Origin of the sequence: Pseudomonas sp. W2Jun17 (assembly GCF_023127795.1) — a bacterium.
GTDB lineage: Bacteria > Pseudomonadota > Gammaproteobacteria > Pseudomonadales > Pseudomonadaceae > Aquipseudomonas > Aquipseudomonas synxantha_A.
Genome location: NZ_SPKO01000006.1, coordinates 25,593 through 52,512 on the forward strand (window position 1 = coordinate 25,593; position 26,920 = coordinate 52,512).

Consider the following 26,920-nt stretch of genomic DNA (forward strand, 5'->3'; position numbering starts at 1 on the left):
CTTTTTTTCAGTCCGACTTAAGTAGCCCCCATGCTCAAACGCCTCGCTTGCCTGGCTCTCTTCGCCTGCGCCCCGCTGCATGCGGCACCGCACCTCGACGATCAACGTTTGCAGCAACTGGCCAATGATCCGTTCTGGCTGTCGCTGGGGCATTACGAAGCCGGCAAGATCAGTGGCTGGCGCAGCTATGTCAGCGACAAGAAATTCTTCCTCGCCGCCGACGGCGCCCATCACCCGGACGCCGAACTCAAGGCCACCGTGCAAGCGCTGTATGCACCGGCCAGCCTGGGTGAGAAGCACGCCCAGTGTGTGTACCCCGCACGTACCCGCTGGCTCAAGGATCAGTTGCACCTGACTGACCTGCCCGCCCTGGACTGCAAGGAATTCACCCAATGGTTCAAGGACGTCGCGCCCCATAGCGCGGTGATGATCTTCCCCGCGGCCTATCTCAACAGCCCGTCGTCGATGTTCGGCCACACTTTGCTGCGGATCGACCAGGCAGATGTGCAAAGCAACAACACTGCGCTGCTCAGCTACGCGATCAACTTCGGCGCCTATATCGAAGGCTCCGACAACAGCATCCTGTATGCCTGGAAGGGCCTGATGGGCGGCTACCCCGGCCTGTTCGCCCTGGTGCCCTATCAGGAGAAACTCTCCGAATACCGCAGCCTGGAAAACCGCGACCTATGGGAATACCGCCTGAACCTCACCGAGGTCGAGACCAAGCGCATGGTCGAGCACGTGTGGGAGCTCAAGCAGATCCAGTTCGACTATTTCTTCTTCGACGAAAACTGCTCCTATCGCCTGCTGGAACTGCTGCAAGTGGCACGCCCCGGCCTGCGCCTGACCGAGCAATTCCCCCTCACTGCGATCCCTACCGACACGGTCAAGGCCGTCAAGGAAGCGGGCTTGGTGGAGAAGATCGACTATCGCCCCTCGCGTGAACGCGAACTGCTCGAACGCGCCAAGCCGCTGGACAGCGATGAGCAACAGTGGGTGTTGAAAGTCAGCGATGACCAGAAGCAACTGCAAGAGCCCGCATTCAAGGCCCTGCCTCGCGAGCGCCAGGCGCTGATCATCGACGCTGCCTACCGCCTTGGCCGCTACCGCGCCAACGGCCTGGAGCGTGACACCGCACGCTCCCAACGTAGCTTCGAACTGCTGCGGGCGATCAACCAGAACCCTGCGCCAGACCTCAAGATCACGCCGCCTGGTTTGCCGGAAAACGGCCACCAGTCACGCACCTGGCAAGCCGGCATCGGCACCCGTGGCGACAAAGCCTTTGGTGAATATGGCCTGCGCATGGCCTATCACGACCTTAACGACAACGCCGAAGGCTTCCCCCTCGGCGCCCAGATCGAAATCCTGCAAATGAAACTGCGCCAGTACGAAGGCAATCACTGGCAGTTGCAGCAACTGGACCTGGCCACCATCCGCTCGCTGACGCCGCGTAACGCGCTGCTGCAACCCTGGTCATGGCAGGTCACCGGCGGCCTGGAGCGGGTACCGGGCAAGCACGACGACGAAACCCTGGTAGCCCACGTCAACGGCGGCGCCGGCGGCACCTGGCAACTGAGCGACGACATGCTCGGCTTCGCCCTTGGCACCGTGCGCGTGGAACACAACAACGATTTCAGCGAAGCCATCTCGCCCGCCGCCGGCTTCAACACCGGCGTGCTGTGGAAAAACCCACTGGGCAACCTGAGCCTGGAAGCCAAGGGGGATTTCTTTACCAATGGTGAAGTGCGGCGCAGCATCAGCCTCAACCAGCAGTGGGAACTGTCGCGCAACCTGGGCCTGCGCCTGAGTGCGCAGCGTGAATACAGCCACTTATCCACGCCCGTGAATGAAGTGATGCTTGAAGTGAAGTGGTACCACTACTGACATAGGCCTGGCGAAGATCAAAATGTGGGAGGGGGCTTGCTCCCGATGGCAGAGTGTCAGTCACCGAATACGAGGCTGAAACAACGCTATCGCGGGCAAGCCCGCTCCCACACTTGACCGCATGCTTTCAAAACCATCGCGTTGCCTGTCCAATAGGAGCTCTATCAACATGGCCGTTAATTGCACCACCCTCGAAGAAGTCCGCGAAAACATCGACCACCTTGACCAACAAATCGTCACCCTGCTCGCCGAGCGAGGCCACTACGTATCTCAAGCAGCGCGCTTCAAAAAAGACTCGGATAGCGTCAAGGCGCCGCAACGAGTTGAACAGGTGATCGCCAAGGTGCGGGGGTTGTCCGAGGTAGTAGGCGCTAACCCAGAGGTAACTGAGCAGGTGTATCGCGCGATGATTGCGGCGTTTATCCAGCAGGAGTTGGCTGAACATGCCGCTCTGACGGTCAACGAGGCCTTTTAACCCAACACATTTCTCACCGCCCTTTCACACCGCCCCCACAAATCACTGACTAGACTCCCCTTATCAGCCGTGAATCGGCCAGGGAGTACGCCATGTGGCGGTATGCGGTAATGCTGTGTGCAATGGTGTGTTTGTCAGGCTGCCAATCCACTCACCAAGAGTTGCTGGCCAAGGGTTATCCACCCGCCTTTGCCGATGGCTTTGACGACGGTTGCAGCAGCGGTCGCCAGGCCGCTGGGGTGATTACCGGGGAGTTTCGCAAGAACGTTCCACGCTATTTGAAAGACCGGCAATACGCCGAAGGCTGGGAAGACGGGTTTCGCCAGTGCAAAGCCATGCGTGAGAACGAAGAGCTGCGCGACTACCAGGAAAACCGCAACAACGACCGCGAGCGCGAGTGGCAGCAGGAAAAAGACCGCGATGCGGCCAAGGCGTATCGCTCGCAATAGGTCGTTTGCAGAGATCCATCGAAACTAAAGCACGGCAAACATGGCCCAAATGCCATAGAGGGAGAACACCATGAGCCGAGCTTTTGTAAATGAAGACAACGCCGCCGCCCAGGCCGACCAGCCGGTGGAGCGTCAGGTCAGCGAACAGCCCAACCGCCTGACCGCGCAAGGGTTGGCGCAGTTGCAAGCCAAGGTGGCGCAATTGCAGCTTGAGTACAGCGCCGAGTCCGCCAAAGGTGAGCAGGCCGATAAGCAGCGCCAGGCGGATCTTGAGCGGGACCTGCGTTACTTCAACCAGCGGGTGCAAAGCGCTCAGGTGGTCGCGCCGGCGACAGCCACCGACAAGGTGCAGATCGGCAGCTGGGTCACGTTCGCCAATGAGCAGGACGAGCAACAGCGCATTCAATTGGTAGGTGAGGATCAAGCCGACGCCAACGCCGGTTTGATCAACTGGGGCTCGCCTCTGGGCCGCGCCTTGTTGGGGGCCCAGGTGGGCGACGAGGTGCTGTGGAAGCGCCCCGTCGGCGATCAGTTGATCGAAGTGCTGAGCATCGAGCCCGAGGTTTAGACGATACCTTGGGCCAGCATCGCGTCAGCCACTTTAACGAAGCCTGCGATGTTGGCGCCCTTGACGTAGTTGACCCGGCCGTTTTCTTCACCGTAATGCACGCAGGCATGGTGGATCGACTGCATGATGTTGTGCAGTTTGCTGTCCACTTCCCCGGCGGTCCACAGCAGGCGCATGGCGTTCTGCGACATTTCCAGGCCACTCACCGCCACACCGCCGGCGTTGGACGCCTTGCCGGGCGCAAACAGGATGCCCGCGTCGATGAAGATATCCACAGCCTCCAGGGTGGTCGGCATGTTGGCGCCTTCGGCCACGCAGATGCAGCCGTTGCGCAACAGCGTGCGTGCGGCTTGGGCGTCGAGTTCGTTCTGGGTGGCGCATGGCAGCGCGATATCGCACGCCAGCTCCCAAGGGGTTTGGCCTTTGCGGAATTCCAGGCCGAAACGTTCAGCCAATTCACTGATACGCCCGCGCTGTACGTTTTTCAGCTCCAGCAGGGCCGACCATTGTTCTTCGGTCAAACCACTTTCGGCGTACAGGGTGCCTTCGGAGTCCGACAGGGAAACCACCTTGCCGCCCAGGTCCATGACCTTGCGCGCCGCGTATTGCGCCACGTTGCCGGAGCCGGACACCGCCACCCGCTTGCCTTCGACCCGCTGACCTTGGCGCTTGAGCATTTCCTCGGCGAAATACACACAGCCGAAACCGGTGGCTTCCGGACGAATCAGGCTGCCGCCATAAGTCATGCCTTTGCCGGTCAGCACTGAAGTGAATTGATTGCTCAGGCGCTTGTACTGGCCGAACAGAAAGCCGATTTCCCGTGCGCCCACACCGATATCGCCGGCCGGCACGTCGACGTCCGCACCGATGTGGCGGTACAACTCGCTCATGAACGCCTGGCAGAAGCGCATCACTTCGGCATCGCTCTTGCCCTTGGGGTCGAAGTCCGAGCCGCCTTTACCGCCGCCCATGGGCAGCGAGGTCAGGGAGTTTTTGAAGGTCTGCTCGAAGGCGAGGAATTTCAGCACGCCCAGGTTGACCGAAGGGTGAAAGCGCAAGCCACCTTTGTACGGGCCGATGGCGCTGTTCATCTGGATACGGAAACCGCGATTGACCTGAACCTTGCCGTGATCATCCACCCACGATACCCGGAAGGTGATGGCGCGTTCCGGTTCGCAAATGCGCTCCAGAATGCCCGAGGTCAGGTAGTGGGGGTTGGCTTCAAGAAAGGGCCACAGGCTGCGCAGGACTTCTTCTACAGCCTGGTGGAATTCCGGCTGGTCGGGGTCGCGTTTCTTGAGGCGGGCCAGGAAGGATTCGACGGATTCGATCATGAAAAGTCTCGGCAAATTGATTGTTGTTAAACAGAGAATGAGCCGGACTTTATCAATTCATTTCGCACCGTGACAGGGCAAAATGTCGCTTTTGTGAATTTAAATGGTGCATTGGATATAAATAATCAGGATTTTTGCCCTCTAACAGGGATTTCAACGCGAGATATGCACCAATAGTTAAACCGCTATCGCAGGCAAGCCAGCTCCCACATTGGACCGTGTCGTAGCAGAGGTACTCGATCTAATGTGGGAGCTGGCTTGCCTGCGATGAAGTCGCCTCGGTCCACCTGAACAGCGCCCCAAAAAAAACGGAGCCCGAAGGCTCCGCTTTTTTCAAACCAGCCCGAATCAGGCCAGTTTTTTGTGACGCACACGGTGCGGCTGGGCAGCTGCTTCGCCCAAGCGCTTTTTACGGTCTGCTTCGTACTCGGTGTAGTTACCTTCGAAGAACACCGCCTGGGAGTCATCTTCGTACGCCAGGATGTGGGTCGCGACGCGGTCAAGGAACCACCGATCGTGAGAGATCACAATGGCGGCGCCCGGGAAGTCCAGCAGGGCTTCTTCCAGGGAACGCAGGGTTTCAACGTCGAGGTCGTTGGACGGTTCGTCGAGCAGCAACACGTTGCCGCCCTCTTTCAAGGTCAGGGCCAGGTGCAAGCGACCACGCTCACCACCGGACAGGTCCTTGACGAACTTCTGCTGATCGCCGCCCTTGAAGTTGAAACGGCCGACATAGGTGCGCGACGGGATTTCATAGTTGCCGATGCGGATCTGGTCGGAGCCGTCGGAGATCTGCTGGAACACGGTCTTGCTGCCGTCGAGGTCGTCGCGGCTCTGGTCTACACAGGCCAGTTGCACGGTGTCGCCGATCTCGATGCTGCCGGAGTCCGGAGTCTCCTTGCCCATCAACATGCGGAACAGCGTGGACTTACCCGCACCGTTACCACCAATGACGCCGACGATCGCGCCTTTTGGCATTGAGAACGACAGGTTGTCGATCAGCACGCGGTCGCCATAGCCCTTGGATACGTTCTTGAACTCGATGACCTTGTCACCCAGGCGCGGACCGGCCGGGATGTAGATCTCGTTGGTTTCGCTGCGCTTCTGGAATTCCTGCGACTGCATCTCTTCAAAGCGTTGCAGACGGGCCTTGGATTTGGACTGGCGGGCCTTGGCGCCTTTGCGCACCCACTCCAGCTCTTCCTTCATGGCTTTTTCGTGGGCCGATTGCTGCTTGGATTCGGCGGCCAAACGGTCGGACTTGGCTTCCAGCCAACCGGAGTAGTTGCCCTCGTAAGGGATACCGGCGCCGCGGTCGAGTTCGAGGATCCAGCCGGCAACGTTGTCCAGGAAGTACCGGTCGTGCGTGATCGCAACCACGGTGCCCGGGAAATCGTGCAGGAAGTGCTCCAGCCAGGCGACGGAATCGGCGTCCAGGTGGTTGGTCGGTTCGTCGAGCAGCAGCATATCGGGAGCCGACAGCAGCAGGCGGCACAGGGCCACACGACGTTTTTCACCACCAGACAGGTGCTCGACCTTGGCGTCCCAAGCCGGCAGGCGCAGCGCATCGGCGGCGACTTCCAGTTGGCGCTCCAGGTTGTGACCGTCGCCAGCCTGCAGGATGGCTTCGAGCTTGGCCTGCTCGGCGGCCAGCTTGTCGAAGTCGGCATCCGGTTCGGCGTAGGCGGCATACACCTCGTCGAGGCGCGCTTGGGCGTCCTTGATCACGCTGACGGCCTCTTCAACCACTTCGCGCACGGTCTTGGTCGGATCCAGGATCGGCTCTTGCGGCAGGTAACCGATGTTCAGGTCCGGCATCGGGCGGGCTTCGCCTTCGAACTCGGTGTCGACGCCGGCCATGATTTTCAGCAGCGTGGACTTACCCGAGCCGTTGAGGCCGAGCACGCCGATCTTGGCGCCTGGGAAGAAGGACAACGAAATGTTTTTCAGGATTTCCCGCTTCGGCGGAACAACTTTTCCCAGCCGATGCATGGTGAAGACGTATTGAGCCATGGTGAACCTAGCGTCAGTGACTGATGAATTAAGCGGACGAAGCCCGTGCCAGGCCATGCGCCGCGCGGGCCTTTGACTATCATCAATGCCTGCGTGGGGAAAAAGCCTGAATGTCTGGGGCTGGAACGCCCCCGCGTAACCGGCAAAGCTACCTGAATGCGCTGGGGCAGTCCAGCCAGGCAGGACTGGCACTTTGCCACAACTCAAGGCATGCTAGCCGCCCTCCGGGCGTCCGGCTTATAGTGCACGTCGCGCGCCAGTCCAGCCAACCGCAGGATCACAGCTTGTCCAAAGTCACGCCGCCCACTCCCTTGCGCGCCGCTCATATTGCGCCGGGAGCGCCCCTGCACGGTACCTTGAAGGGCGCATTGGCGACGCTTGTGCTGATGTTGCTCGCGTTATTGTTCTGGCAACTGCTTGACCAGTTGCAGCAAAACCAGAAAAACCAGCAGCAATACACCATCGACTACAGTGCCGACCTGGCCGAGCAGATCAGCCAGAGCATGGCCCTGAGCGCGCAGATCGCCCTGAACCTGCTGCCCATTGTCGAGCCGCCGCGCAATGCCGAGCAGCAGCAGGCGTTGATGCGCACATTGCAGCGCTCGTTGCCGGACCTACGCAGCTTCGCCCTGCTCACCCCCAACGGCGCACTGATCAGCGACACTGCCGAAGGCAGCCAAGACAATGCCCTGCTCGAAGACCTGGTCAAGCGCAGTCACGCCCAGTCTTACTACCTGAGCAACGACAATGACGGCACGGTCATCTATCTGTTGCTGCACCAACCCAGCGGTGGCTCCAAGGTGTACTGGGCCTTGCGCCTGGCCCCCAATTACCTGGCCAACCTCACACGGCAGGACATTCAGGGCCAGCGCCCGATGTGGGCGATCGAGAACAGCCTGAACCATCGTGTGGTCAGCCGTGACAGCGGGATGCCCGCGCAGTGGCCCAGCGCCCTGACGCCGGAAGAATTGAACCGCAGTGTGCTGGTCACGCCCTTGAGCAAAAGCGACTGGCAACTGCGCGGCCTGTTTGACCGCAGCGCGGTGCTGGAACAACTGCTGCCTGCCTTTATCGGCAAGTGCCTGCTGGGCCTGGCATTTTCGCTTGTCCCGGTGATCGTGCTGCTCAACATGCGCCGCCGCCAACGCCAGGTGCATGAAGGCCGGCGACGCTATCAGGACATCTTCGAAGGCACAGGCGTGGCCTTGTGCGTGCTTGACCTGGCGGGGCTCAAGGCGTTTTGCAACAAGACCCAGGTACAAAGCCGCGAACAGTTGCACGCCTGGTTGCAGGCCAACCCCGCCGAGCGCAAGCAACTGCTCAAGGAGTTGCGCGTCACCGAGGTCAACCAGATGGCCGTGCGCCTGCTCAACGTCGCGTCCTGCGAGCAGGCGTGGGAACGCCTGATCGATGATTGCCCGCGCAATGCCACCTCCATCGGCTATCAAGTGCTGGAAGCCGTACTGACCCGGCAAAAACAGCTGGAGCTGGAAATCCAGCTCAACGACATGGCCGGCAACGAACAGTACCTGTGGCTGGTGATGCGTTTGCCGGAGCAGCAGGATGACGTCAAGGCCGTAATCCTCAGCATCAGCGACATCACCAGCCGCAAGCTGATCGAGTTGTCGCTGGTGGAGCGCGAGAGCTTCTGGTCGGATGTGGTGCGTACGGTGCCCGATCACCTGTATGTGCAGGACGTGATCAGCCAGCGCATGATTTTCAGCAACCATCATCTGGGCCACACCCTGGGCTACAACAAAGCCGAACTGCAGCAAATGGGTGAGTACTTCTGGGAAATCCTGCTGCACCCCGAAGACGCCGAGCACTACCACGACTCGCGTGAGCAGCAACGCCAGGTCGGCTATACGACCCAGTTGCACTGCCAACTGCGCTTTCGCCACCGCAATAACCAATGGCGCCGCTTCGATATTCGCGAACAGGCCCTGGCCCGGGATACGTCCACGGTGGTCACTCGGATCATCGGTGTGGCCAAGGACATTACCGACCAGATCGAAGCCAGCGAATCCCTGCGCGACAGCGAGCAGCGCTACCGCATGTTGGCTGAAAGCATCAGCGACGTGATCTGCTCTACCGACAGCCAACTGGCTCTGAATTACATCAGCCCATCGGTCAACACCGTGCTGGGCTATGACGTGGATTGGGTGTTCAAGCATGGCTGGCAGTCGATCGTTGCCAACCCGCAACAGTTGACCGGCATTTATAGCCTTATGGAACAGGTCAGTCGCGCCCTCGGCAACCCCGAGGCGTTGAACACCTTGCGCGATGAAGTCCAGACCCAACTGTTCCTGTTCGACTGCCTGCGCGCCGACGGGCGCAAAGTACCGATCGAACTGCGCCTGGTGCTGGTGTGGGATGAACATGGCGCCTTTGAGGGCATCCTCGGCGTGGGCCGCGATATCAGCCAGCAACGCCGCGCCGAAAAAGACCTGCGCATGGCGGCCACGGTCTTCGAGCACTCCACCTCGGCGATCCTGATCACCGATCCGGCCGGCTATATCGTGCAAGCCAACGAGGCGTTCAGCCGGGTCAGCGGGTATGAAGTGGCGGACGTGCTCGACCAATTGCCGAACATGCTCACCGTCGACGAGCAGCAGGAAGCCCACCTGCGTTATGTGCTCAAGCAACTGCACCAGCACAGTACCTGGGAAGGCGAAGTGTGGCTCAAGCGCTGCAACGGCGAGCATTACCCGGCCTGGGTCGGCATTACGGCGGTGTTCGACGACGAAGGCGACCTGGCCAGCTATGTGTGTTTCTTCAGCGATATCAGCGAGCGTAAGGCCAGCGAACAGCGCATCCACCGCCTGGCCTACTACGACGCCCTGACCCACCTGCCCAACCGCACGCTGTTCCAGGACCGTCTGCACACGGCGTTGCAGTCGGCAGAACGGCAGAAGTCGTGGGTGGTGTTGATGTTCCTCGACCTCGACCGCTTCAAGCCGATCAACGACTCCCTCGGCCACGCCGCCGGCGACCGTATGCTTAAGGAAATGGCGACGCGCCTGCTCGGTTGCGTGGCCGAAGACGACACCGTGGCGCGCATGGGCGGCGACGAGTTCACCCTGCTGTTGCAACCACGGGTCAGCCGCGAAATGGCGCTGAACCGCGCGATTCATGTGGCCGAGCAGATTCTGGCCAGCCTGGTGAAGCCATTCGTGCTCGAAGGCCGCGAGTTTTTCGTGACCGCCAGTATCGGCATCGCCCTCAGCCCCCAAGACGGCAACGAGCTGAGCCAACTGATGAAAAACGCGGATACGGCGATGTACCACGCCAAAGAACGCGGCAAGAACAACTTCCAGTTCTACCAGGCCGACATGAACGCCAGCGCCCTGGAGCGTCTGGAGTTGGAGAGCGACCTGCGCCACGCCCTGGACCAGAACGAATTCGTGCTGTATTACCAACCGCAATTCAGCGGCGACGGCAAACGCCTGACCGGTGCCGAGGCCCTGCTGCGCTGGCGCCACCCGCGTCGCGGGCTGGTGCCGCCGGGGGATTTCATTCCGGTATTGGAAGAACTCGGGCTGGTGGTGGACGTGGGCGATTGGGTGATCAGCGAAGCCTGTCGCCAACTCAAGACCTGGCACCAGAACAAGGTGCGGGTGCCCAAAGTCTCGGTGAACATCTCGGCGCGACAGTTCTCCGACGGCCAGCTGGGCACGCGCATCGCCACCATCCTCAAGGACACTGGCCTGCCGCCAGCGTGCCTGGAGCTGGAGTTGACCGAAAGTATCCTGATGCGTGAAGTCAACGAAGCGCTGCAAATCCTCGCCAGCTTGAAGAACCTGGGCCTGAGCATCGCGGTGGATGACTTTGGCACTGGCTATTCATCGCTTAACTACCTCAAGCAATTCCCCATCGACGTGCTGAAGATCGACCGCACCTTCGTCGATGGCCTGCCCTCCGGTGAGCAGGACGCACAGATCGCCCGGGCGATCATTGCCATGGCCCACAGCCTGAACCTGGCGGTGATCGCCGAAGGTGTGGAAACCCACGAGCAATTGGACTTTTTGCGCGAGCATGGCTGTGATGAGGTCCAGGGTTACCTGTTCGGGCGGCCGATGCCGGCGAATCGGTTCGAGGCGCAGTTCAGCAATGATGCCCTCTTCATGTTCGACTGAAGTGCTGCAGTGGAGCTTATGGCCTCATCGCAGGCAAGCCAGCTCCCACATTTGACTGTGTGAGCCCGATCAAGTGTGGGAGCTGGCTTGCCTGCGATGGGGCCAATGCCGACACCGCCCATCCCCAGATGAGCCCCACTTGTCCGCGACATGATGTCCTTTCATATGCCATCTAAAACCCATTGGGTTAGAATGCCCTCCTTTTCTGCCCCCGATCCTTGAGGACCGCCATGTTCAGCCGTGATTTGACTATTGCCAAGTACGACGCCGATCTCTTCGCCGCCATGGAGCAAGAAGCCGTGCGCCAGGAAGAGCACATTGAGCTGATCGCTTCGGAAAACTACACCAGCCCTGCGGTGATGGAGGCTCAAGGTTCGGTTTTGACCAACAAGTACGCCGAAGGCTACCCGGGCAAGCGCTACTACGGTGGTTGCGAGTACGTCGACGTGGTTGAGCAGTTGGCCATCGACCGTGCCAAGGAGCTGTTCGGCGCCGATTACGCCAACGTCCAGCCACACGCCGGCTCCCAGGCCAACAGCGCCGTGTACCTGGCCCTGCTGCAAGGCGGCGACACCATCCTGGGCATGAGCCTGGCCCACGGCGGTCACCTGACCCACGGCGCCAGCGTTTCTTCCTCCGGCAAGCTGTACAACGCCGTCCAGTACGGTATCGATGCCAACGGCCTGATCGACTACGACGAAGTCGAGCGCCTGGCGGTAGAGCACAAGCCAAAAATGATCGTGGCTGGGTTCTCTGCCTACTCGCAGATCCTGGATTTCCCACGCTTCCGTGAAATCGCCGACAAGGTCGGTGCCTACCTGTTCGTCGACATGGCCCACGTGGCCGGTCTGGTGGCAGCGGGCGTGTACCCGAACCCAGTGCCTTACGCTGACGTGGTGACCACCACTACCCACAAGACCCTGCGCGGTCCACGTGGCGGCCTGATCCTGGCTCGCGCCAACGCCGAGATCGAGAAGAAGCTCAACTCCGCGGTATTCCCGGGCGCCCAGGGTGGCCCGCTGGAGCACGTGATTGCCGCCAAGGCGATCTGCTTCAAGGAAGCACTGCAGCCTGAGTTCAAGACCTACCAGCAACAAGTGGTGAAGAACGCCCAGGCCATGGCATCTGTGTTCATCGAGCGCGGTTTTGACGTGGTGTCCGGCGGTACTGAAAACCACCTGTTCCTGCTGTCGCTGATCAAACAGGACATTTCCGGTAAAGACGCTGACGCCGCCCTGGGCAAAGCCTTCATCACCGTGAACAAGAACTCCGTGCCGAACGATCCACGTTCGCCGTTCGTCACCTCCGGCCTGCGCTTCGGCACCCCGGCTGTGACCACCCGTGGCTTCAAGGAAGCAGAGTGCAAGGAACTGGCCGGCTGGATCTGCGACATCCTGGCTGACCTGAACAACGAAGCCGTGATCGACGCGGTACGTGAGAAGGTCAAGGCCATCTGCAAGAAGCTGCCGGTTTACGGCGCTTGATTGCAGTTGCTTGAATGAAAAGCCCGGCTCTTGAGCCGGGCTTTTTTATTTCAATTTGAAATGCATTCAATTGTGGGAGGGGGCTTGCTCCCGATAGCAGTGTGTCAGTCACTTATATGTTTACTGACCCACCGCAATCGGGAGCAAGCCCCCTCCCACAGTTGATCGCATTTCAAGTCAGGCTTGGTAGACCTTGGCAAAACCTTCGCGGATCTTGTCCTCCGGCAGCTCATCGGCAATAAACACAATCACACTCTCCCGCGCCTCGCCCTCGGCCCATTCGGTGTCCCAGTCAAAACCATAGAGTTTCAGCACGCCCTGGAACACCATGCGTCGATCCTCCCCGGCAATATTCAGCACGCCCTTGTAGCGCAGCAGCTGCTTGCCGTGGTCTTCCAGCAGTTCGTTCATGAACTCACTGAGGCGGTCGATATCCAGCGGTTGGTCGGTGCGCAGCACCAGGCTGGAAATACGGTCGACCGATGGCGCAGCGCTGACCGGGCGCAGGCTCATGCCGGCATTGAGGTTGAAGCCGCGCACATCCAGCAACTCAGCCAAGTCGATCTTGCCGTGATCCACCACACGGATCGGCGCACGCCGGTTGATACGGGTCAGGCGCTGGCTAAGGGCGTCGAAGGTGGCGTTGTCCACCAGGTCGCGCTTACTCACCAGCAGGCGGTCGGCAAAGCCGATCTGGGCCTGGGCGATGGTCTGGGTCAGGTGATGCTCGGCGTGGGCGGCGTCCACCAGGGTAATGATGCCGTCGAGGATGTAGCGCTCGCGCAGTTCTTCGTCGATGAAAAAAGTCTGGGCCACTGGTGCCGGGTCGGCAAGGCCGGTGCATTCGATCACCAGGCGGTCGAAGGCGATTTCGCCACTGTCCAGACGCTCAAGCAGCAGGTACAGGGCCTTGGTCAGGTCGGTGTGGATGGTGCAGCACACGCAGCCGTTGGACAGGGTCATGACTTGTACCGGCTCGTCGCCCAAGAGCTGGGTGTCGATGCCGGCGTCACTGAATTCGTTTTCGATCACGGCGATTTTCAAGCCGTGCTCGGCCTTGAGCAGATGGCGCAGCAAGGTGGTCTTGCCGGCACCGAGGAAGCCGCTGAGGATGGTGACGGGGATGGGAGAGGACAAAACTATTCTCCTGATAACTGAATAAACACAAAACAAATGTGGGAGCAAAGGCCCCTGTGGGAGCTGGCTTGCCTGCGATGCAGACAACTCGGTGCTTCAGTCAGACCGAGGTGATGCTATCGCAGGCAAGCCAGCTCCCACAGAAAGCCCTGCTCCCACAGGGGTATCGCATTGGCCCGCGTTACCGGGTCAACAGCACTTGGGCCCACCCTTGCCGCCGTAACGGGCCTCCTGGCGTTCGCGGAAGAACGCCTTGTAGTCCATCACCGGCTTGTCCGGGTGTTTGGTTTGCATATGCTCGACGTAGGTGTCGTAGTCGGGCATGCCGACCATCAGGCGCGCGGCCTGACCGAGGTATTTACCGAGGCGACTGATGTCATTGAACATGTCTGCAATCCTCGTTTATGCGTCCGGTACAGCCTGGAAGGGTGCTTCTTTATCCGTACGCTCTTTGTTGCCCCAGGCGGCTACGCCGACTTTGAGCGCATAGAACAGGATGCTGAATACCACGAACAGGAACAGCGCCGTCAGCGTTGCGTTGGTGTAGGCGTTCCAGATCACATGCTGCATCTGGTCGATACTCTTGGCCGGGGCGAGGATCTGACCGTTGGCCAGGGCATCGCTGTATTTCTTGGCCAGCGACAGGAAGCCGATCGCCGGGTTGGCGTCGAACAGCTTGATGAAGCCTGCGGTGGTGGTGCAGATCAGCAGCCAGACGGCCGGCAACATGGTCACCCAGATGTAGCGCTGGCGCTTCATCTTGATCAGCACAACGGTCGCCAGCATCAGCGCGATACCCGCCAGCATCTGGTTGGAGATACCGAACAGCGGCCACAAGGTGTTGATGCCTCCCAGTGGGTCGATCACGCCCTGATACAACAGGTAACCCCACATCGCCACGCAACCGGCCGTCGCGATCAGGTTGGCGGTCCAGGACTCGGTGCGTTTGAGCGCAGGCACGAACGAACCCAGCAGGTCCTGCAGCATGAAGCGACCGGCACGGGTACCGGCATCGACCGCCGTGAGGATGAACAGCGCTTCGAACAGGATCGCAAAGTGGTACCAGAACGCCATGGTGTTTTCACCTGGCAGCACACTGTGCAGGATCTGTGCGATACCGACCGCCAGCGTCGGCGCACCGCCGGCACGCGCCAGGATGGTGGTTTCACCGATATCGTGGGCAACAGCCGACAGCGCTTCAGGGGTAATTGCAAAGCCCCAACTGCTGACGGTTTGCGCCACGGTGACCACGTCAGTACCGACAATCGCCGCCGGGCTGTTCATGGCGAAGTACACGCCAGGCTCGATCACCGAAGCGGCAACCATCGCCATGATGGCCACGAACGACTCCATCAACATGCCGCCATAACCGATGTAACGGGCGTGGCTTTCACTGGCGAGCAACTTGGGCGTGGTGCCCGAAGAGATCAGCGCGTGGAAGCCCGAGACCGCGCCACAGGCAATGGTGATGAACAGGAACGGGAACAGGCCGCCCTTCCACACCGGGCCAGTGCCGTCGATGAACTGGGTCAGTGCCGGCATTTTCAGGTCAGGCATGGTGACCAGGATGCCAATCGCCAGAGCGATGATGGTGCCGATTTTCAGGAAGGTAGACAGGTAGTCACGCGGCGCCAGGATCAGCCATACCGGCAGAACAGCGGCAACGAAGCCGTAGCCGATCAGCATCCAGGTGATCTGGATCCCGGTGAAGGTGAAGGCTTTGGCCCAGACCGGGTCAGCGGCAATCTGCCCGCCCAGCCAGATCGAACCCAGCAGCAACAGCACGCCGATGATCGAAATTTCACCAATGCGGCCCGGGCGGATGTAGCGCATGTAGATGCCCATGAACATCGCAATCGGGATGGTCGCCATCACCGTAAAGATGCCCCACGGGCTCTCGGCCAGGGCCTTGACCACGATCAGTGCCAGCACCGCGAGGATGATGATCATGATCAGGAAGCAGCCAAACAGGGCGATGGTCCCGGGAATGCGGCCCATCTCTTCGCGAACCATGTCACCCAGGGAACGCCCGTTGCGACGAGTGGACAGGAACAGGATCATGAAGTCCTGCACCGCACCCGCCAGCACCACACCGGCAATCAGCCACAGGGTGCCGGGCAGGTAGCCCATCTGCGCCGCCAGCACCGGACCGACCAACGGGCCTGCACCGGCAATCGCCGCAAAGTGGTGACCGAAAAGGATATGTTTGTTGGTCGGCACGTAGTCCAGACCGTCGTTATTGACCACTGCGGGGGTGGCCCGCCGAGGGTCGAGTTGCATCACGTTATTGGCGATGAACAGACTGTAGTAACGGTACGCAACCAGATAGATGGCCACAGCAGCGACCACAATCCACAAGGCGTTGATCGCCTCGCCGCGGCGCAAGGCCACTACGCCCAGGGCGCACGCTCCTACGATTGCCAGCACCAGCCAGGGTAGGTGGCGTAGCAGGCTATTATTATTTTTCATTTTTGTATTCCAGCCAGGGTGGACAGAAAGGACAGCCAGCCCGAGTTTAGCGCTGTTGGCCTCAAAGACCAGCCCCCTACGTTGGTCTAGAGCCTTCTATGCGGCAAAAAAACGAAATAAATGCCAAATGATGGCGCAAGGCTACAATCCTCCTATCCACCGAGGGCTTCACCATGACTGAGCAACCGTCTGATCGCCGCCGTTTTCGCCGGATTGCTTTTGATGCCAAAACCGAAATTCGGCAAAACGGATGGGATTTTCCGGTGAAACTGGTGGATCTCTCGCTAAAGGGTCTACTGGTCGAGCGCCCCGAAGACTGGAAGGGGAACAAGGCGCTGCCGTTCGACGTAGACATACGCCTGGATCCGAAAGCGCATATAAAGATGCAAGTGAAGCTGAGCCACGAGGATCAGGGGCAGTTGGGCTTCGTGTGCCAACATATCGATCTGGATTCGATCAGCCATTTGCGGCGACTGATTGAGTTGAACCTGGGGGATGAGGAAGAGCTACACAGAGAGCTGGCGGCATTGCTGGAAATCTAGAAGCCAACACAACTCAAATGTGGGAGGGGCGGTGCGACGATTCGACTTGCTCCCGATTGCGGTGGGTCAGTCAGCCTATCTGTTACTGATTCACCGCAATCGGGAGCAAGCCCCCTCCCACATTGGATTTGCAATGCTGGTGATTATTCGAACAGTGCATCCAACGCCTGCTCCAGGCGCGTCACCCCAATCACCTGCAAACCTGCCGGCATTTCCTTCGGCGCATTGCCCTTGGGCACGATCGCCCGCTTGAACCCATGCTTGGCCGCCTCCTTCAACCGCTCCTGCCCACTGGGCACCGGGCGGACTTCACCCGACAGGCCGACCTCACCAAACACCAGCAGATCATGGGGCAGCGGCCGATTGCGCAGGCTGGACATCACCGCCGCCATCAGCGCCAGGTCGGAGGCGGTCTCCAGCACCTTGACGCCGCCCACTACGTTAAGGAAAACATCCTGGTCATGGGTCGGAATGCCGCCGTGACGGTGCAATACCGCCAGCAACATCGCCAGACGGTTCTGGTCCAGGCCAAGCGTGACCCGCCGCGGGTTGGCCAAATGGCTGTCATCCACCAGCGCCTGGACTTCCACCAGCATGGGCCGGGTACCCTCCCACGTCGCCATCACCACACTGCCCGGGACTTCTTCCTGGGCCCGAGTGAGAAAAATCGCCGAGGGGTTGGAGACTTCTTTCAGCCCACGGTCAGTCATGGCGAACACACCCAGCTCGTTCACGGCGCCAAAGCGGTTTTTTACCGCCCGCAGTAAACGCAGGCGGCCATCGGACTCACCTTCGAAATACAGCACGGTATCCACCATGTGCTCCAACACCCGTGGTCCGGCCAGCGCGCCTTCCTTGGTCACGTGGCCGACCAGGAAGATCGCCGTGCCGCTCTGCTTGGCGTAGCGCACCAACAGCGCCGCACTTTCGCGCACCTGGGACACGCCGCCCGGCGCCGATTGCAGTTGCTCGGTGAAAATCGTCTGGATCGAGTCAATCACCATGACCTTGGGCTTTTCGATCCGCGCCGTGGCGATGATGCTTTCGATGCAGGTTTCGGTCATGACCCGCAGCTGGTCCTGGGGCAGGCCCAAACGGCGGGCGCGCATGGCCACTTGCTGTTGGGATTCTTCGCCGGTGACGTACAGCGCCGGCATACGGCTGGCGATGCTGCACAGGGTTTGCAAGAGGATGGTCGACTTGCCGATGCCCGGGTCACCGCCGATCAGCACCACCGATCCATCGACCAGGCCACCGCCAAGTACGCGGTCCAGTTCGCCGGACGCGGTGGAGAAACGCGGGATCTCTTCGACGCTGACCTCGGCCAGGGTCTTGATCTGTGCCTGTTGCCCGGTCCAGCCGGCGCGGCCGGTAGGGGCTGCGGCACCACCGCTTTCAATCATGGTTTCAGTCAGGGTGTTCCACGCACCGCATTCGGAGCACTGGCCCGCCCATTTGGGAAAGGTCGCGCCGCACTCCGTGCAGCCGTACATGCGCTTGGCCTTTGCCATGTGAGAACCTCCAACCGAAAAACCGCGATGATAGCTCAGCGCGACGCCGGGGTCCGGATTTCGCCACTGGCCAAACGTGAAGCACTGTTACCGACGGGGTCCTCGGCGTTCAGGTCTGCGCCTTTGGCTTGCAGTTCACCCAGCAACTCGACGCGTTTGAACAGACCGGCGTACATGGCGGCAGTCTGTCCCGCGCCATTGCGTTGGTCCGGGTTGCAGTCGGTGGCCAGCAGGCGCTGGGCGATTTTCAGCTCACCCTTGAAGATCGCGCCCATCAGCGCCGTGTTGCCGCGTTTGTCCTGTACGCAGGCGTTGGCACCCGCGTCGAGCAGACGCTCCACGTACGAGCCCTGGCCGTGATAAGCGGCGAGAATCAGTGCCGTGTAGCCTTTGTCATCCTGGGTGTTGAGGCTGTAGCCGGAGTCGATAAAGGTGTTGAGCATGTCGAGGTCGCCACGGCGAGCGGCGTCGAAGTAGTAATCCTGCAACTGGGCCTTGAGCGCCACTGGGTCGGGAGACTCCGCATGGGCGACAAAGGCCAGCATGGCCATCAGTAAACCGATAGAGATACGCATAGGGCTTCTCCTGCCAAAGGTCGACGCCCGTAGAGGCGCCGACCGCAACCAACGAATCAGTCAGTCAGTTTTTGCGCCAGCGCCTTCACGCGAGCCAGATCACCTTTGGCCACCTTGGTCACGCCGGTGCCGTATTCCGGATCAGCCTTGTAAAGGAACGACAGGATGATGTGCTTGCTCTCGTCATCGGTGGTGGCCAGCGAGCCGCCGAAATTGTCGATCAAGTCCTGACGCTCTTTCTTGGTGTAGGAGCGGTACAGGTCACCGGCCTGTTTGAAGTTCTGCTCGCGCTGGATCTTCGCCTGCTGGGTGCTGCCCGACAGCGGCGACTGGCTGTAGCGCGCGGTTTGCGGCTCTTCGCGTGGCAACAGCCGGCTTGGCTGGTAGTTCACGCCGGTGGTGGTCTTGCCGAAGTTCATCGCACCGTCCTGGTTACCGTTGTTGACGGTGACCCGTGGAGCGTTGATCGGCAGTTGCAGGGCGTTCGCACCCAGGCGGTACATTTGCGTATCGGCATAGGAGAACACCCGGCCTTGCAGCAGACGGTCTTCCGACGGCTCGATGCCCGGCACCAGGTTGGCAGGCGCCATCGCTACTTGCTCGGTTTCCTGGAAGACATTGGCCGGGTTGCGATTGAGCACCATCTGCCCGACTTTACGCTCCGGTACATCCGGCCAGATCTTGGTGGCATCCAGGGGGTCGAAATCAAACTTGGCCAAGTCCTCGGGCTTGAGCACTTGCACATACAAGTCCCACTTGGGGAAGTCGCCCTTGTTGATATGGGTGACCAAGTCGTTGGTCATATGACTGTAGTCACGACCCTGTACTTCGGTGACTTGCTTGGGATCCAGGTTCTTGATGCCTTGCAGGCTCTTCCAGTGGAACTTGACGTAGTGCACTTCGCCCTTGGCGTTGATCAACTTGTAGGCATGTACGCCATTACCGTCCATCTCGCGGTAACTGGCCGGGGTACCGGAGTCCGAGTACAACTCGGTCAAAGTACGCGTGGCTTCGGGAACATGGGAGAAGAAGTCGAAACGGCGCGAGTCGTCATCCAGGTTAGTGCGTGGGTCGGGTTTAAAGGCATGGACCATATCCGGGAACTTGATGGCATCGCGGATAAAGAAGGTCGGGAAGTTATTGCCAACCAGGTCCCAGTTACCTTCGGCGGTGTAGAACTTGGTGGCAAAACCCCTTGGGTCACGCAGGGTTTCAGGGGAATGGTTACCGTGGACGACCGCCGAAAAGCGTACGAACACTGGCGTGGTTTCACCGGCGGCGAACACCTTGGCCTTGGTCAGGTCGCTGAGGTTGTCGGTCACCGTGAAGGTGCCATGGGCGCCGGTACCGCGGGCATGTACCACACGCTCGGGGATGCGTTCGCGGTCAAAGCGCTGCAACTTCTGGATCAGCTGAACGTCCTGCAACAATACCGGGCCGTTCGCTCCGGCCGTTTGCGAGTTCTGGTTATCACCGACGTTGGCCCCGTTATCGCGGGTCAGGTTGGCGGCTTGCACGGAGAGGGACAGCAGGCTGGCGGTCACCAGTGCCAACGCGTGACGCGCGGACACGGGCCTGCGGCGGATTGGAGTGTTCATCGAGGTTTCCTCTGGTTTTTTTAGCGCACATTCTGTTGTGCTTGTCAGAGGCTAGAGACCTGCGAGTCAGAAGATAAATAGAAAAACGCCACAGGCCCGATTAATAAAATAATCTGGTAACTGGCTGAAATGACGGGTAATTCGCGCGCGACTGGTGGCACTTTGCAAACTATTTGCGTTTTAATGTGTCGATAAAAATCGACAGTGTTAACAGTTGTGTCGAGCAAGCCTTGTACGACTGAATTACACTGACCTCCACCCTTCTCAACTGTAACAAGGAATAACCTATGGGCGTGATCAGTGAGTTCAAGGCCTTCGCGGTCAAAGGTAATGTGGTCGACATGGCCGTCGGTATCATCATCGGCGCCGCCTTCGGCAAAATTGTTTCCTCGTTTGTAGGCGACGTGATTATGCCGCCTATCGGTCTGCTGATCGGGGGTGTGGACTTTGCCGACCTGGCGATAACGCTCAAGGCCGCGCAGGGTGACGTACCGGCGGTGGTGCTGGCTTATGGCAAGTTCATCCAGAGCATCATCGACTTCGTGATCGTTGCTTTTGCGATCTTCATGGGTGTGAAGGCCATCAACCGCCTGAAGCGAGAAGAGGCCGTAGCCCCTAGCTTGCCACCGACGCCGACCAAGGAAGAAGTGCTGCTGGGCGAGATCCGCGATCTGCTCAAGGCTCAAAATAACAACAAACCGCTTTAATCAGCGGTTGCAAAAAGGCGCCTCGTGAGGCGCCTTTTTTCTACCAGTAATTTTCTACTGCAACCTGACCAGGGCGTCGACTCAGGCTCAGTTGCATGTCCCGTTGCTTGAGTAGCTGGCGGGTGTCATCGACCATCTGCGGATTACCGCAAATCAATACGCGGGAGTGTTCCGGCGTTAACTCAAGGCCGGCCGCACGCTCCAGTTCGCCATTTTCTATCAGCGTGGTAATGCGCCCGTTGAGCGCACCCGGATATTGCTCGCGAGTGACGATGGGGATGTAGGTGAGTTTATGCGCGTACTCGGCCAAGTACTCGCGCTCCCCCAGTTCCTTGATCAGCGCCTGGTAAGCCAGCTCTTTCGCTTCCCGCGCGCTGTACACCAGAATGATGCGTTCGAATTTTTCCCAGACCTCAAAGTCCTGCAGGATCGACAGGAACGGCGCAACCCCTGTGCCGGTGCCCAGCAGCCACAGGTCGCGCCCGTCGACAAAGCGATTAAGGGTCAGGAAGCCGGTGGCCTGGCGCTCTACCAACAAGGTGTCGCCAACCCGCAGCCGGCTGAGTTCGCTGGTGAACTCCCCGCCAGGGACAACGATGGAAAAAAAGTCGAGATGCTCATCAAAAGGCGATGACACCACAGAATAGGCACGCCACACGGTGCTGCCATCGGCCTTGGTCACACCCAGGCGCACGAACTGGCCGGCGGTAAAGCGAAAGCCTGGGTCGCGAGTGGTGCGCAGGGTGAAGAGGCTGGGGGTCAGCGATTGCACGTCGAGCAAGGTCTGGCGGGTAAATTTCTCAGCACTGGCCGTCATGGGAGGCTCCGTTTTGCACAGGCCGCTAGTGTCTCTCAAAGCAGATGACGCAAACACCGTTGATTTGTACTGGCATTGCATTTACCCATCGCGCACCGCCTGTCAGTGACGCAAGTGAGCCAGCGGTTCACCCGCAATCCGCAGCAAACAACGCGCCGCACACTCATACTAATCATTTGGCTATTAACCCAACCGGAATGCGCCACAAGATGAAACTACGCCGTCCGAAGACGTCATTTTGATATCACTTGCAAGTCATTAAAACCAGTGCAAAAAAAATGTCCCATCGGTTTTTTCATACAAACCAATAACGCTTGTACATATCTGAAACCCGAAGACCAACCACTTGATGAATTTTTTTTCAGACTAGCTTGTATGACGTGTCCTACACTTGTTTTCGTGTTGGATTGGGGATCAGGAAGTACCCAAGTCACAAAGAAACCCATGGAGAGTTACCGATGGTCAATTGGCACAATTCACGGCTGCCCAAGCTGGAAGGCGAGAGCGAAATCACCACCGTGTATGAAATGGTGATCAACCGCACTCAGGAAATGGGGTTCAAATATTGCTCGTTCACAATGAGTACTCAATCCGAAAATACCCAAGCAAAGCCTTTCAACTGCAACAACTACCCAAATGAATGGAACAAAATCTATCAACAAGCAGGTTTCTTCGACAAAGATCCGGCTGTAGTTCACTGCAAGCACTCTGTACTGCCCATCCTTTGGGAGAAGCAAGCCTTCGGTAACGCACCTGAACTGTGGGACTTGGCTGAGTCATTTGGGGTGCATAGGGGCTGGTCCCAGGCGGTGCATGATTTCAAGGGTGTATTCAGTATGCTGACCCTGGTGCGTGACAAGGGTGAGGTCAGCCCTGAAGAGCTTTACGAAAAAGCCGGTCAAGTATTGTGGCTCTGCCATGCGATGCATGCGGTCGTCGCGCTTCAATACACCGGCGAGCCCATCGACGAGGCGCCATTCAAGTTAACGGCCCGCGAAACGGAGATTCTCAGATGGTGCGCCATGGGCAAGACTGCCGCGGAGATCGCTCGCATTCTGTGCCTGTCCGAGCGCACGGTGGGTTTTCATGTCGGCAGAGTACTCAGCAAATTGAAGGTCACCAGTAAGATCCAAGCTGTGCTCTGCCTCGCCAAAGCCGGAATGCTGTAATCGTCAATTAAACACCCCATGTCATTGCGTAAAAAAAAACGTAACATTTACGGCCAACTCTGAGTGTTGATGCCGCCCCCTTCAGTGGGTCGCGTCGCCGTTCACTCAGACGGTTCCGTCGATTACCCAGAGCATTCTTCCCCCATGCCCCTGCTTGACAGCCCCTTCGCCCAGCTCGATCTGATTCGTCAGCCAGAGCAACACAATGATCCGCTGCAAGCCTTCGATGCCGCCGACGAGTACCTGCTCAACCACCTTGGCGCACAGCAACCCAATGCGCTGACCCGCGTGCTGGTACTCAATGACAGCTTCGGTGCCCTCGCGGCCAGCCTTGCGGGCCAGATGTTGGTGACCTCCAGCGGCGACTCGTTCCTCGCCGCCCAAGCCCTGGAGAAAAACCTGGTGCGCAACGGCAAGGCGTTTGATGCCGTGCCATTCGTACCCGCCAGTACCGCGCCGGTGGGGCCCTTCGATCGGGTGCTGATCCGTGTGCCAAAAACCCTGGCGCTGCTGGAAGAACAGTTGATCCGCCTGCAAGGGCAATTGGCGCCGGGCGCCGAGGTGATCGCCGGGGCGATGGTCAAGCACTTGCCCCGCGCCGCCGGTGAACTGCTGGAGCGTTACATCGGGCCGATGCACGCGACGCTTGCGGTCAAAAAGGCGCGATTGCTGATCGCCACCGTGGCAGATCGTCCTGTCGCCGTCTCGCCCTATCCCACCCGCTACAGGCTGGACGCGCCAGCGATCGAGTTGCTCAACCACGCCAACGTTTTCTGCCGCGAGGGCCTGGACATCGGCACCCGCGCCTTCCTGCCGCACCTGCCGAAAAACCTTGGCAGCGCCCGCGTGGCAGACCTGGGCTGCGGCAATGGCGTATTGGCGATTGCCAGCGCTCTGCAAAACCCCGACGCGCAGTACACGTTGGTGGATGAGTCCTATATGGCCGTGCAATCGGCGGCTGAAAACTGGCAAGCCGCTCTGGGCAATCGCGACGTTATTGTACGTGCCGATGACGGCCTGGCCGGTCAGGAGGCGCAATCGTTGGACGTGGTGCTGTGCAACCCACCGTTTCATCAACAACAAGTGGTGGGTGACTTCCTCGCCTGGCGCATGTTCCAGCAGGCACGCGAAGCCCTGGTAGTGGGCGGCGCGTTGTATATCGTGGGTAATCGCCACCTGGGCTACCACAGCAAGTTGGCGCGATTGTTCCGTGGCGTCGAACAAGTGGCGACCACACCAAAGTTCGTCATCCTCAAAGCGCGCAAATAAAAAAGCCCTGCCCTTCCAATAGAAGAGCAGGGCTTGCCTCTCACGCTGGCAGGCCGGTTCGGTATGTCAGTGCGTGGTCAGGCCCGCCGCATTCATGAACATGCGCATCAGGCTGGCCACCACGAACAGGGCCAGCACGCTGCCCACCCAGATCCCCGCCAGCCATCCCAGGCGCCGCCACAATGGCTGCTTCTCGGCCTGTTCAATCTCGTGCAGTGAAGGTTTACCGGACATGTTTCAACCCTCCTAGTGGTAGCCGTCTTCGTGGGTGACCTTGCCGCGGAACACGTAGTAGCTCCAGAAGGTATAACCCAGGATGAACGGGATGATGAACAACGTGCCCACCAGCATGAAGCCCTGGCTTTGCGGCGGTGCCGCAGCGTCCCAGATCGACACGGACGGCGGGATGATATTGGGCCACAGGCTGATGCCCAGGCCGCTGTAGCCCAGGAAGATCAACACCAGTGTCAGCAGGAACGGCGTGTAGTGCGCATGACGGGCCACGGCGCGGAACAGTCCGTACATCGTGACCAATACCAGAACCGGCACCGGCAGGAACCAGAACAGGTTCGGCAAGGTGAACCAGCGCGAAGCGATTTCCGGGTGGGTCAGCGGCGTCCAGATACTGACGATACCGATCACCGCCAACACCACGAAAGCCAACGGCCGCGCCAGGTTATGCATCTGCTCCTGCAACTTGCCCTCGGTCTTCATGATCAGCCAGGTGCAGCCGAGCAAGGCATAGGCCACGATCAGCGCCACGCCGCAGAACATCGTGAACGGTGTGAGCCAGTCCAGTGAACCACCGGCAAACTGGCGGTCCACCACCGGGATGCCATCGATAAAGGCGCCCAACGCCACGCCCTGGAAGAAGGTTGCTGCCAGCGAGCCACCGATAAACGCCTTGTCCCACAGGTGACGCTTGTGGTCCTTGGCCTTGAAGCGGAACTCAAAGGCCACGCCGCGGAAGATCAGCCCGATCAGCATCAGGATCAGCGGCAGATACAACGCCGATAACACCACCGAATACGCCAGCGGGAACGCGCCAAACAACGCCGCGCCGCCGAGTACCAGCCAGGTTTCGTTGCCGTCCCATACAGGGGCCACGGTGTTCATCATCACGTCACGGTCGACTTTGCCGGGGATAAACGGAAAGAGGATGCCGATACCCAGGTCGAAGCCGTCCATGACCACATACATCATGATGCCGAAGATGATAATCACGGCCCAGATCAGCGGAAGATCAATACCCATCTCAATTCCCCTTGTGCTGGATGTGGTCGTGGTCGTTATCGCTGCCATCGTCGGCGGCAGACAACGGACGCGCCGGGGTGCGTTTCTGACCAGGGCCACCATGGGCCGGTTCGGTACTGTCGTGAGTCACAGGGCCCTTGCGCACCAGGCGCATCATGTAACCCAGGCCTGCGCCGAACAGCGCGAAGTACACCACCACGAACAACACCAGGGTAATGGTCATCTGCGCCAGGCTATGCCCGGACGAGGCATCTGCGGTGCGCATCAGCCCGTAGACCACCCAAGGCTGGCGGCCGATTTCAGTGGTGAACCAACCAGCAAGAATCGCAATCAAGCCCGACGGGCCCATCCACAGCGCCAGGTACAGGAACGGCTTGGATGTGTACATCTTGTCGCCACGGCGCAGCCACAGGCTGAACAGACCGGTGAAGATCATCAGGAAACCCAAGCCAACCATGACCCGGAACGACCAGAACACGATGGTCGAGTTGGGGCGGTCCTCAGGCGGGAACTCCTTGAGGGCCGGCACCTGCTTGTCCAGGGAGTGGGTCAGGATCAGGCTGCCCAGGTACGGGATCTCGACCGCGTATTTGGTCTTCTCGGCTTTCATGTCCGGCCAGCCGAACAGGATCAACGGCGTCGGCTCGTTGCCGATGTTTTCCCAGTGGCCTTCAATCGCGGCGATTTTTGCCGGTTGATGCTTGAGGGTATTGAGGCCATGGAAGTCACCGATCACCGCCTGGATGGGCGCGACAATCAGCGCCATCCACATCGCCATGGAGAGCATTTTGCGGATCGCCGGGTTGTCCTTGCCGCGCAGCAAATGCCAGGCTGCCGACGAGCCGACGAAGAATGCCGTGGCAACAAATGCAGCCGTGGCCATGTGCATCAGGCGATAGGGGAACGAAGGGTTGAAGATCACCGCCAGCCAATCAGTGGGAATTACCCGGCCATCAATGATTTCAAAACCCTGTGGCGTTTGCATCCAGCTGTTGGAGGCGAGAATCCAGAACGTGGAGATCAACGTCCCCACGGCCACCATCACCGTGGAGAAAAAGTGCAGCTTGCGCCCCACCTTGTTCCAGCCGAACAGCATCACACCGAGGAAACCGGCCTCAAGGAAGAAGGCCGTGAGCACTTCGTACGTCAGCAATGGCCCGGTGACAGCACCGGCGAAGTCCGAGAAACGGCTCCAGTTGGTGCCGAACTGATAGGCCATGACCAAGCCGGAGACCACACCCATGCCGAAGTTGACGGCAAAGATCTTCGACCAGAAATGGTAGAGGTCACGGTAGGTATCGTTATGAGTCTTGAGCCACAAGCCCTCCAGCACCGCAAGGTAACTGGCCAGGCCGATGGTGATCGCCGGGAACAGGATGTGAAACGAGATGGTGAACGCGAATTGAATTCGGGCGAGATCTAGCGCCTCCAAACCGAACATAAGTCTTCCTCTGTCAGGTAATACCGGCTGCTGGCTGGGAGCCTGCACCCACTGCCCCCACGGATATGGAGTGTGGCGAATTTCAATT

22 protein-coding genes are annotated in these 26,920 nt (G+C 59.6%); 10 read left to right on the plus strand and 12 right to left on the minus strand.

Annotated features, from left to right (window positions below; all coding sequences use genetic code 11):
- The first annotated feature begins 30 nt into the window (after positions 1-30).
- The 4 genes from E4O98_RS03025 to E4O98_RS03040 all read left to right on the plus strand — a co-directional run bounded on the left by E4O98_RS03025 (position 31) and on the right by E4O98_RS03040 (position 3,376).
- A complete protein-coding gene (locus E4O98_RS03025) occupies positions 31-1,884 on the plus strand; it encodes a DUF4105 domain-containing protein (RefSeq protein ID WP_103734817.1) in 1,854 nt (617 codons plus the stop codon).
- A gap of 169 nt (positions 1,885-2,053) precedes the next feature.
- Positions 2,054-2,359, plus strand: a complete 306-nt coding sequence (locus tag E4O98_RS03030; protein WP_032879411.1) for a chorismate mutase — start codon at positions 2,054-2,056, stop codon at positions 2,357-2,359.
- Positions 2,360-2,451: 92 nt separating this feature from the next.
- Positions 2,452-2,808 (plus strand): hypothetical protein, encoded by a 357-nt coding sequence (locus E4O98_RS03035; protein ID WP_032879410.1) that lies wholly within the window; start codon positions 2,452-2,454, stop codon positions 2,806-2,808.
- 70 nt (positions 2,809-2,878) lie between these two features.
- Positions 2,879-3,376 (plus strand): GreA/GreB family elongation factor, encoded by a 498-nt coding sequence (locus tag E4O98_RS03040; protein WP_032879409.1) that lies wholly within the window; start codon positions 2,879-2,881, stop codon positions 3,374-3,376.
- Here the strand turns inward: E4O98_RS03040 and gdhA are convergent.
- Both gdhA and ettA read right to left on the minus strand, forming a co-directional pair.
- The gene (gene gdhA, locus E4O98_RS03045) at positions 3,373-4,710 is read right to left on the minus strand and encodes an NADP-specific glutamate dehydrogenase (RefSeq protein ID WP_032879406.1); all 1,338 of its coding nucleotides are present in this window, start codon (positions 4,708-4,710) and stop codon (positions 3,373-3,375) included. The two genes, E4O98_RS03040 and gdhA, sit on opposite strands and share 4 nt — an antisense overlap.
- Positions 4,711-5,058: 348 nt before the next feature.
- Complete coding sequence (ettA, locus tag E4O98_RS03050) at positions 5,059-6,723, minus strand: energy-dependent translational throttle protein EttA (protein WP_005791601.1); 1,665 nt, start codon at positions 6,721-6,723, stop codon at positions 5,059-5,061.
- A 284-nt stretch (positions 6,724-7,007) separates the two neighbouring features.
- On the opposite strand from ettA, the gene E4O98_RS03055 reads away from it, so the two are divergent.
- Together E4O98_RS03055 and glyA are read left to right on the plus strand one after the other, a co-directional pair.
- Positions 7,008-10,859: a bifunctional diguanylate cyclase/phosphodiesterase gene (locus E4O98_RS03055; RefSeq protein ID WP_282445059.1), complete on the plus strand. Its 3,852-nt coding sequence runs from the start codon at positions 7,008-7,010 to the stop codon at positions 10,857-10,859.
- 230 nt (positions 10,860-11,089) lie between these two features.
- Positions 11,090-12,343 carry a serine hydroxymethyltransferase gene (glyA, locus tag E4O98_RS03060; protein ID WP_078822372.1) on the plus strand — a complete coding sequence of 418 codons (1,254 nt, stop codon included), beginning with the start codon at positions 11,090-11,092 and terminating at the stop codon, positions 12,341-12,343.
- 177 nt (positions 12,344-12,520) lie between these two features.
- Here glyA and yjiA read toward each other — a convergent pair whose 3' ends face one another.
- The 3 genes from yjiA to E4O98_RS03075 form a co-directional block, all read right to left on the minus strand.
- Entirely contained in the window at positions 12,521-13,480 is a 960-nt protein-coding gene (gene yjiA / locus E4O98_RS03065; RefSeq protein WP_032879403.1) for a GTPase, read from the minus strand.
- Positions 13,481-13,669: 189 nt separating this feature from the next.
- A complete protein-coding gene (locus E4O98_RS03070) occupies positions 13,670-13,867 on the minus strand; it encodes a YbdD/YjiX family protein (RefSeq protein ID WP_003194308.1) in 198 nt (65 codons plus the stop codon).
- Positions 13,868-13,882: 15 nt separating this feature from the next.
- On the minus strand, positions 13,883-15,949 hold the full coding sequence (locus tag E4O98_RS03075; RefSeq protein ID WP_005791609.1) for a carbon starvation CstA family protein: 2,067 nt from the start codon (positions 15,947-15,949) through the stop codon (positions 13,883-13,885).
- A gap of 173 nt (positions 15,950-16,122) precedes the next feature.
- Between E4O98_RS03075 and E4O98_RS03080 the strand changes: the two genes are divergently transcribed.
- Positions 16,123-16,491, plus strand: coding sequence for a PilZ domain-containing protein (locus tag E4O98_RS03080; RefSeq protein ID WP_216092128.1), 369 nt, complete (start codon positions 16,123-16,125; stop codon positions 16,489-16,491).
- 143 nt (positions 16,492-16,634) lie between these two features.
- Here E4O98_RS03080 and radA read toward each other — a convergent pair whose 3' ends face one another.
- From radA to katB, 3 genes are read right to left on the minus strand one after another with little or no spacing between them, the layout of a single operon-like run.
- Positions 16,635-18,002, minus strand: a complete 1,368-nt coding sequence (gene radA, locus E4O98_RS03085) for a DNA repair protein RadA (RefSeq protein ID WP_005791613.1) — start codon at positions 18,000-18,002, stop codon at positions 16,635-16,637.
- Between the two features lie 35 nt (positions 18,003-18,037).
- Positions 18,038-18,577 carry an ankyrin repeat domain-containing protein gene (locus E4O98_RS03090; protein WP_005791615.1) on the minus strand — a complete coding sequence of 180 codons (540 nt, stop codon included), beginning with the start codon at positions 18,575-18,577 and terminating at the stop codon, positions 18,038-18,040.
- 56 nt (positions 18,578-18,633) lie between these two features.
- Entirely contained in the window at positions 18,634-20,175 is a 1,542-nt protein-coding gene (gene katB / locus E4O98_RS03095) for a catalase KatB (RefSeq protein WP_216092129.1), read from the minus strand.
- A 287-nt stretch (positions 20,176-20,462) separates the two neighbouring features.
- On the opposite strand from katB, the gene mscL reads away from it, so the two are divergent.
- Positions 20,463-20,882, plus strand: a complete 420-nt coding sequence (gene mscL / locus E4O98_RS03100) for a large-conductance mechanosensitive channel protein MscL (RefSeq protein WP_005791618.1) — start codon at positions 20,463-20,465, stop codon at positions 20,880-20,882.
- A gap of 40 nt (positions 20,883-20,922) precedes the next feature.
- Here mscL and E4O98_RS03105 read toward each other — a convergent pair whose 3' ends face one another.
- Positions 20,923-21,699, minus strand: a complete 777-nt coding sequence (locus tag E4O98_RS03105) for a ferredoxin--NADP reductase (protein ID WP_032879395.1) — start codon at positions 21,697-21,699, stop codon at positions 20,923-20,925.
- Between the two features lie 458 nt (positions 21,700-22,157).
- Between E4O98_RS03105 and E4O98_RS03110 the strand changes: the two genes are divergently transcribed.
- Both E4O98_RS03110 and E4O98_RS03115 read left to right on the plus strand, forming a co-directional pair.
- Positions 22,158-22,868 (plus strand): LuxR family transcriptional regulator, encoded by a 711-nt coding sequence (locus E4O98_RS03110; protein WP_248134125.1) that lies wholly within the window; start codon positions 22,158-22,160, stop codon positions 22,866-22,868.
- A 144-nt stretch (positions 22,869-23,012) separates the two neighbouring features.
- Entirely contained in the window at positions 23,013-24,137 is a 1,125-nt protein-coding gene (locus E4O98_RS03115) for a class I SAM-dependent methyltransferase (protein WP_032879391.1), read from the plus strand.
- Between the two features lie 66 nt (positions 24,138-24,203).
- Here the strand turns inward: E4O98_RS03115 and E4O98_RS03120 are convergent, their stop codons facing one another.
- From E4O98_RS03120 to E4O98_RS03130, 3 genes are read right to left on the minus strand one after another with little or no spacing between them, the layout of a single operon-like run.
- Complete coding sequence (locus E4O98_RS03120) at positions 24,204-24,371, minus strand: DUF2474 domain-containing protein (protein ID WP_078822377.1); 168 nt, start codon at positions 24,369-24,371, stop codon at positions 24,204-24,206.
- Positions 24,372-24,383: 12 nt separating this feature from the next.
- Positions 24,384-25,391, minus strand: a complete 1,008-nt coding sequence (gene cydB / locus E4O98_RS03125) for a cytochrome d ubiquinol oxidase subunit II (protein WP_005791627.1) — start codon at positions 25,389-25,391, stop codon at positions 24,384-24,386.
- 1 nt (position 25,392) lies between these two features.
- On the minus strand, positions 25,393-26,832 hold the full coding sequence (locus E4O98_RS03130; protein ID WP_005791629.1) for a cytochrome ubiquinol oxidase subunit I: 1,440 nt from the start codon (positions 26,830-26,832) through the stop codon (positions 25,393-25,395).
- Positions 26,833-26,920: the final 88 nt, after the last annotated feature.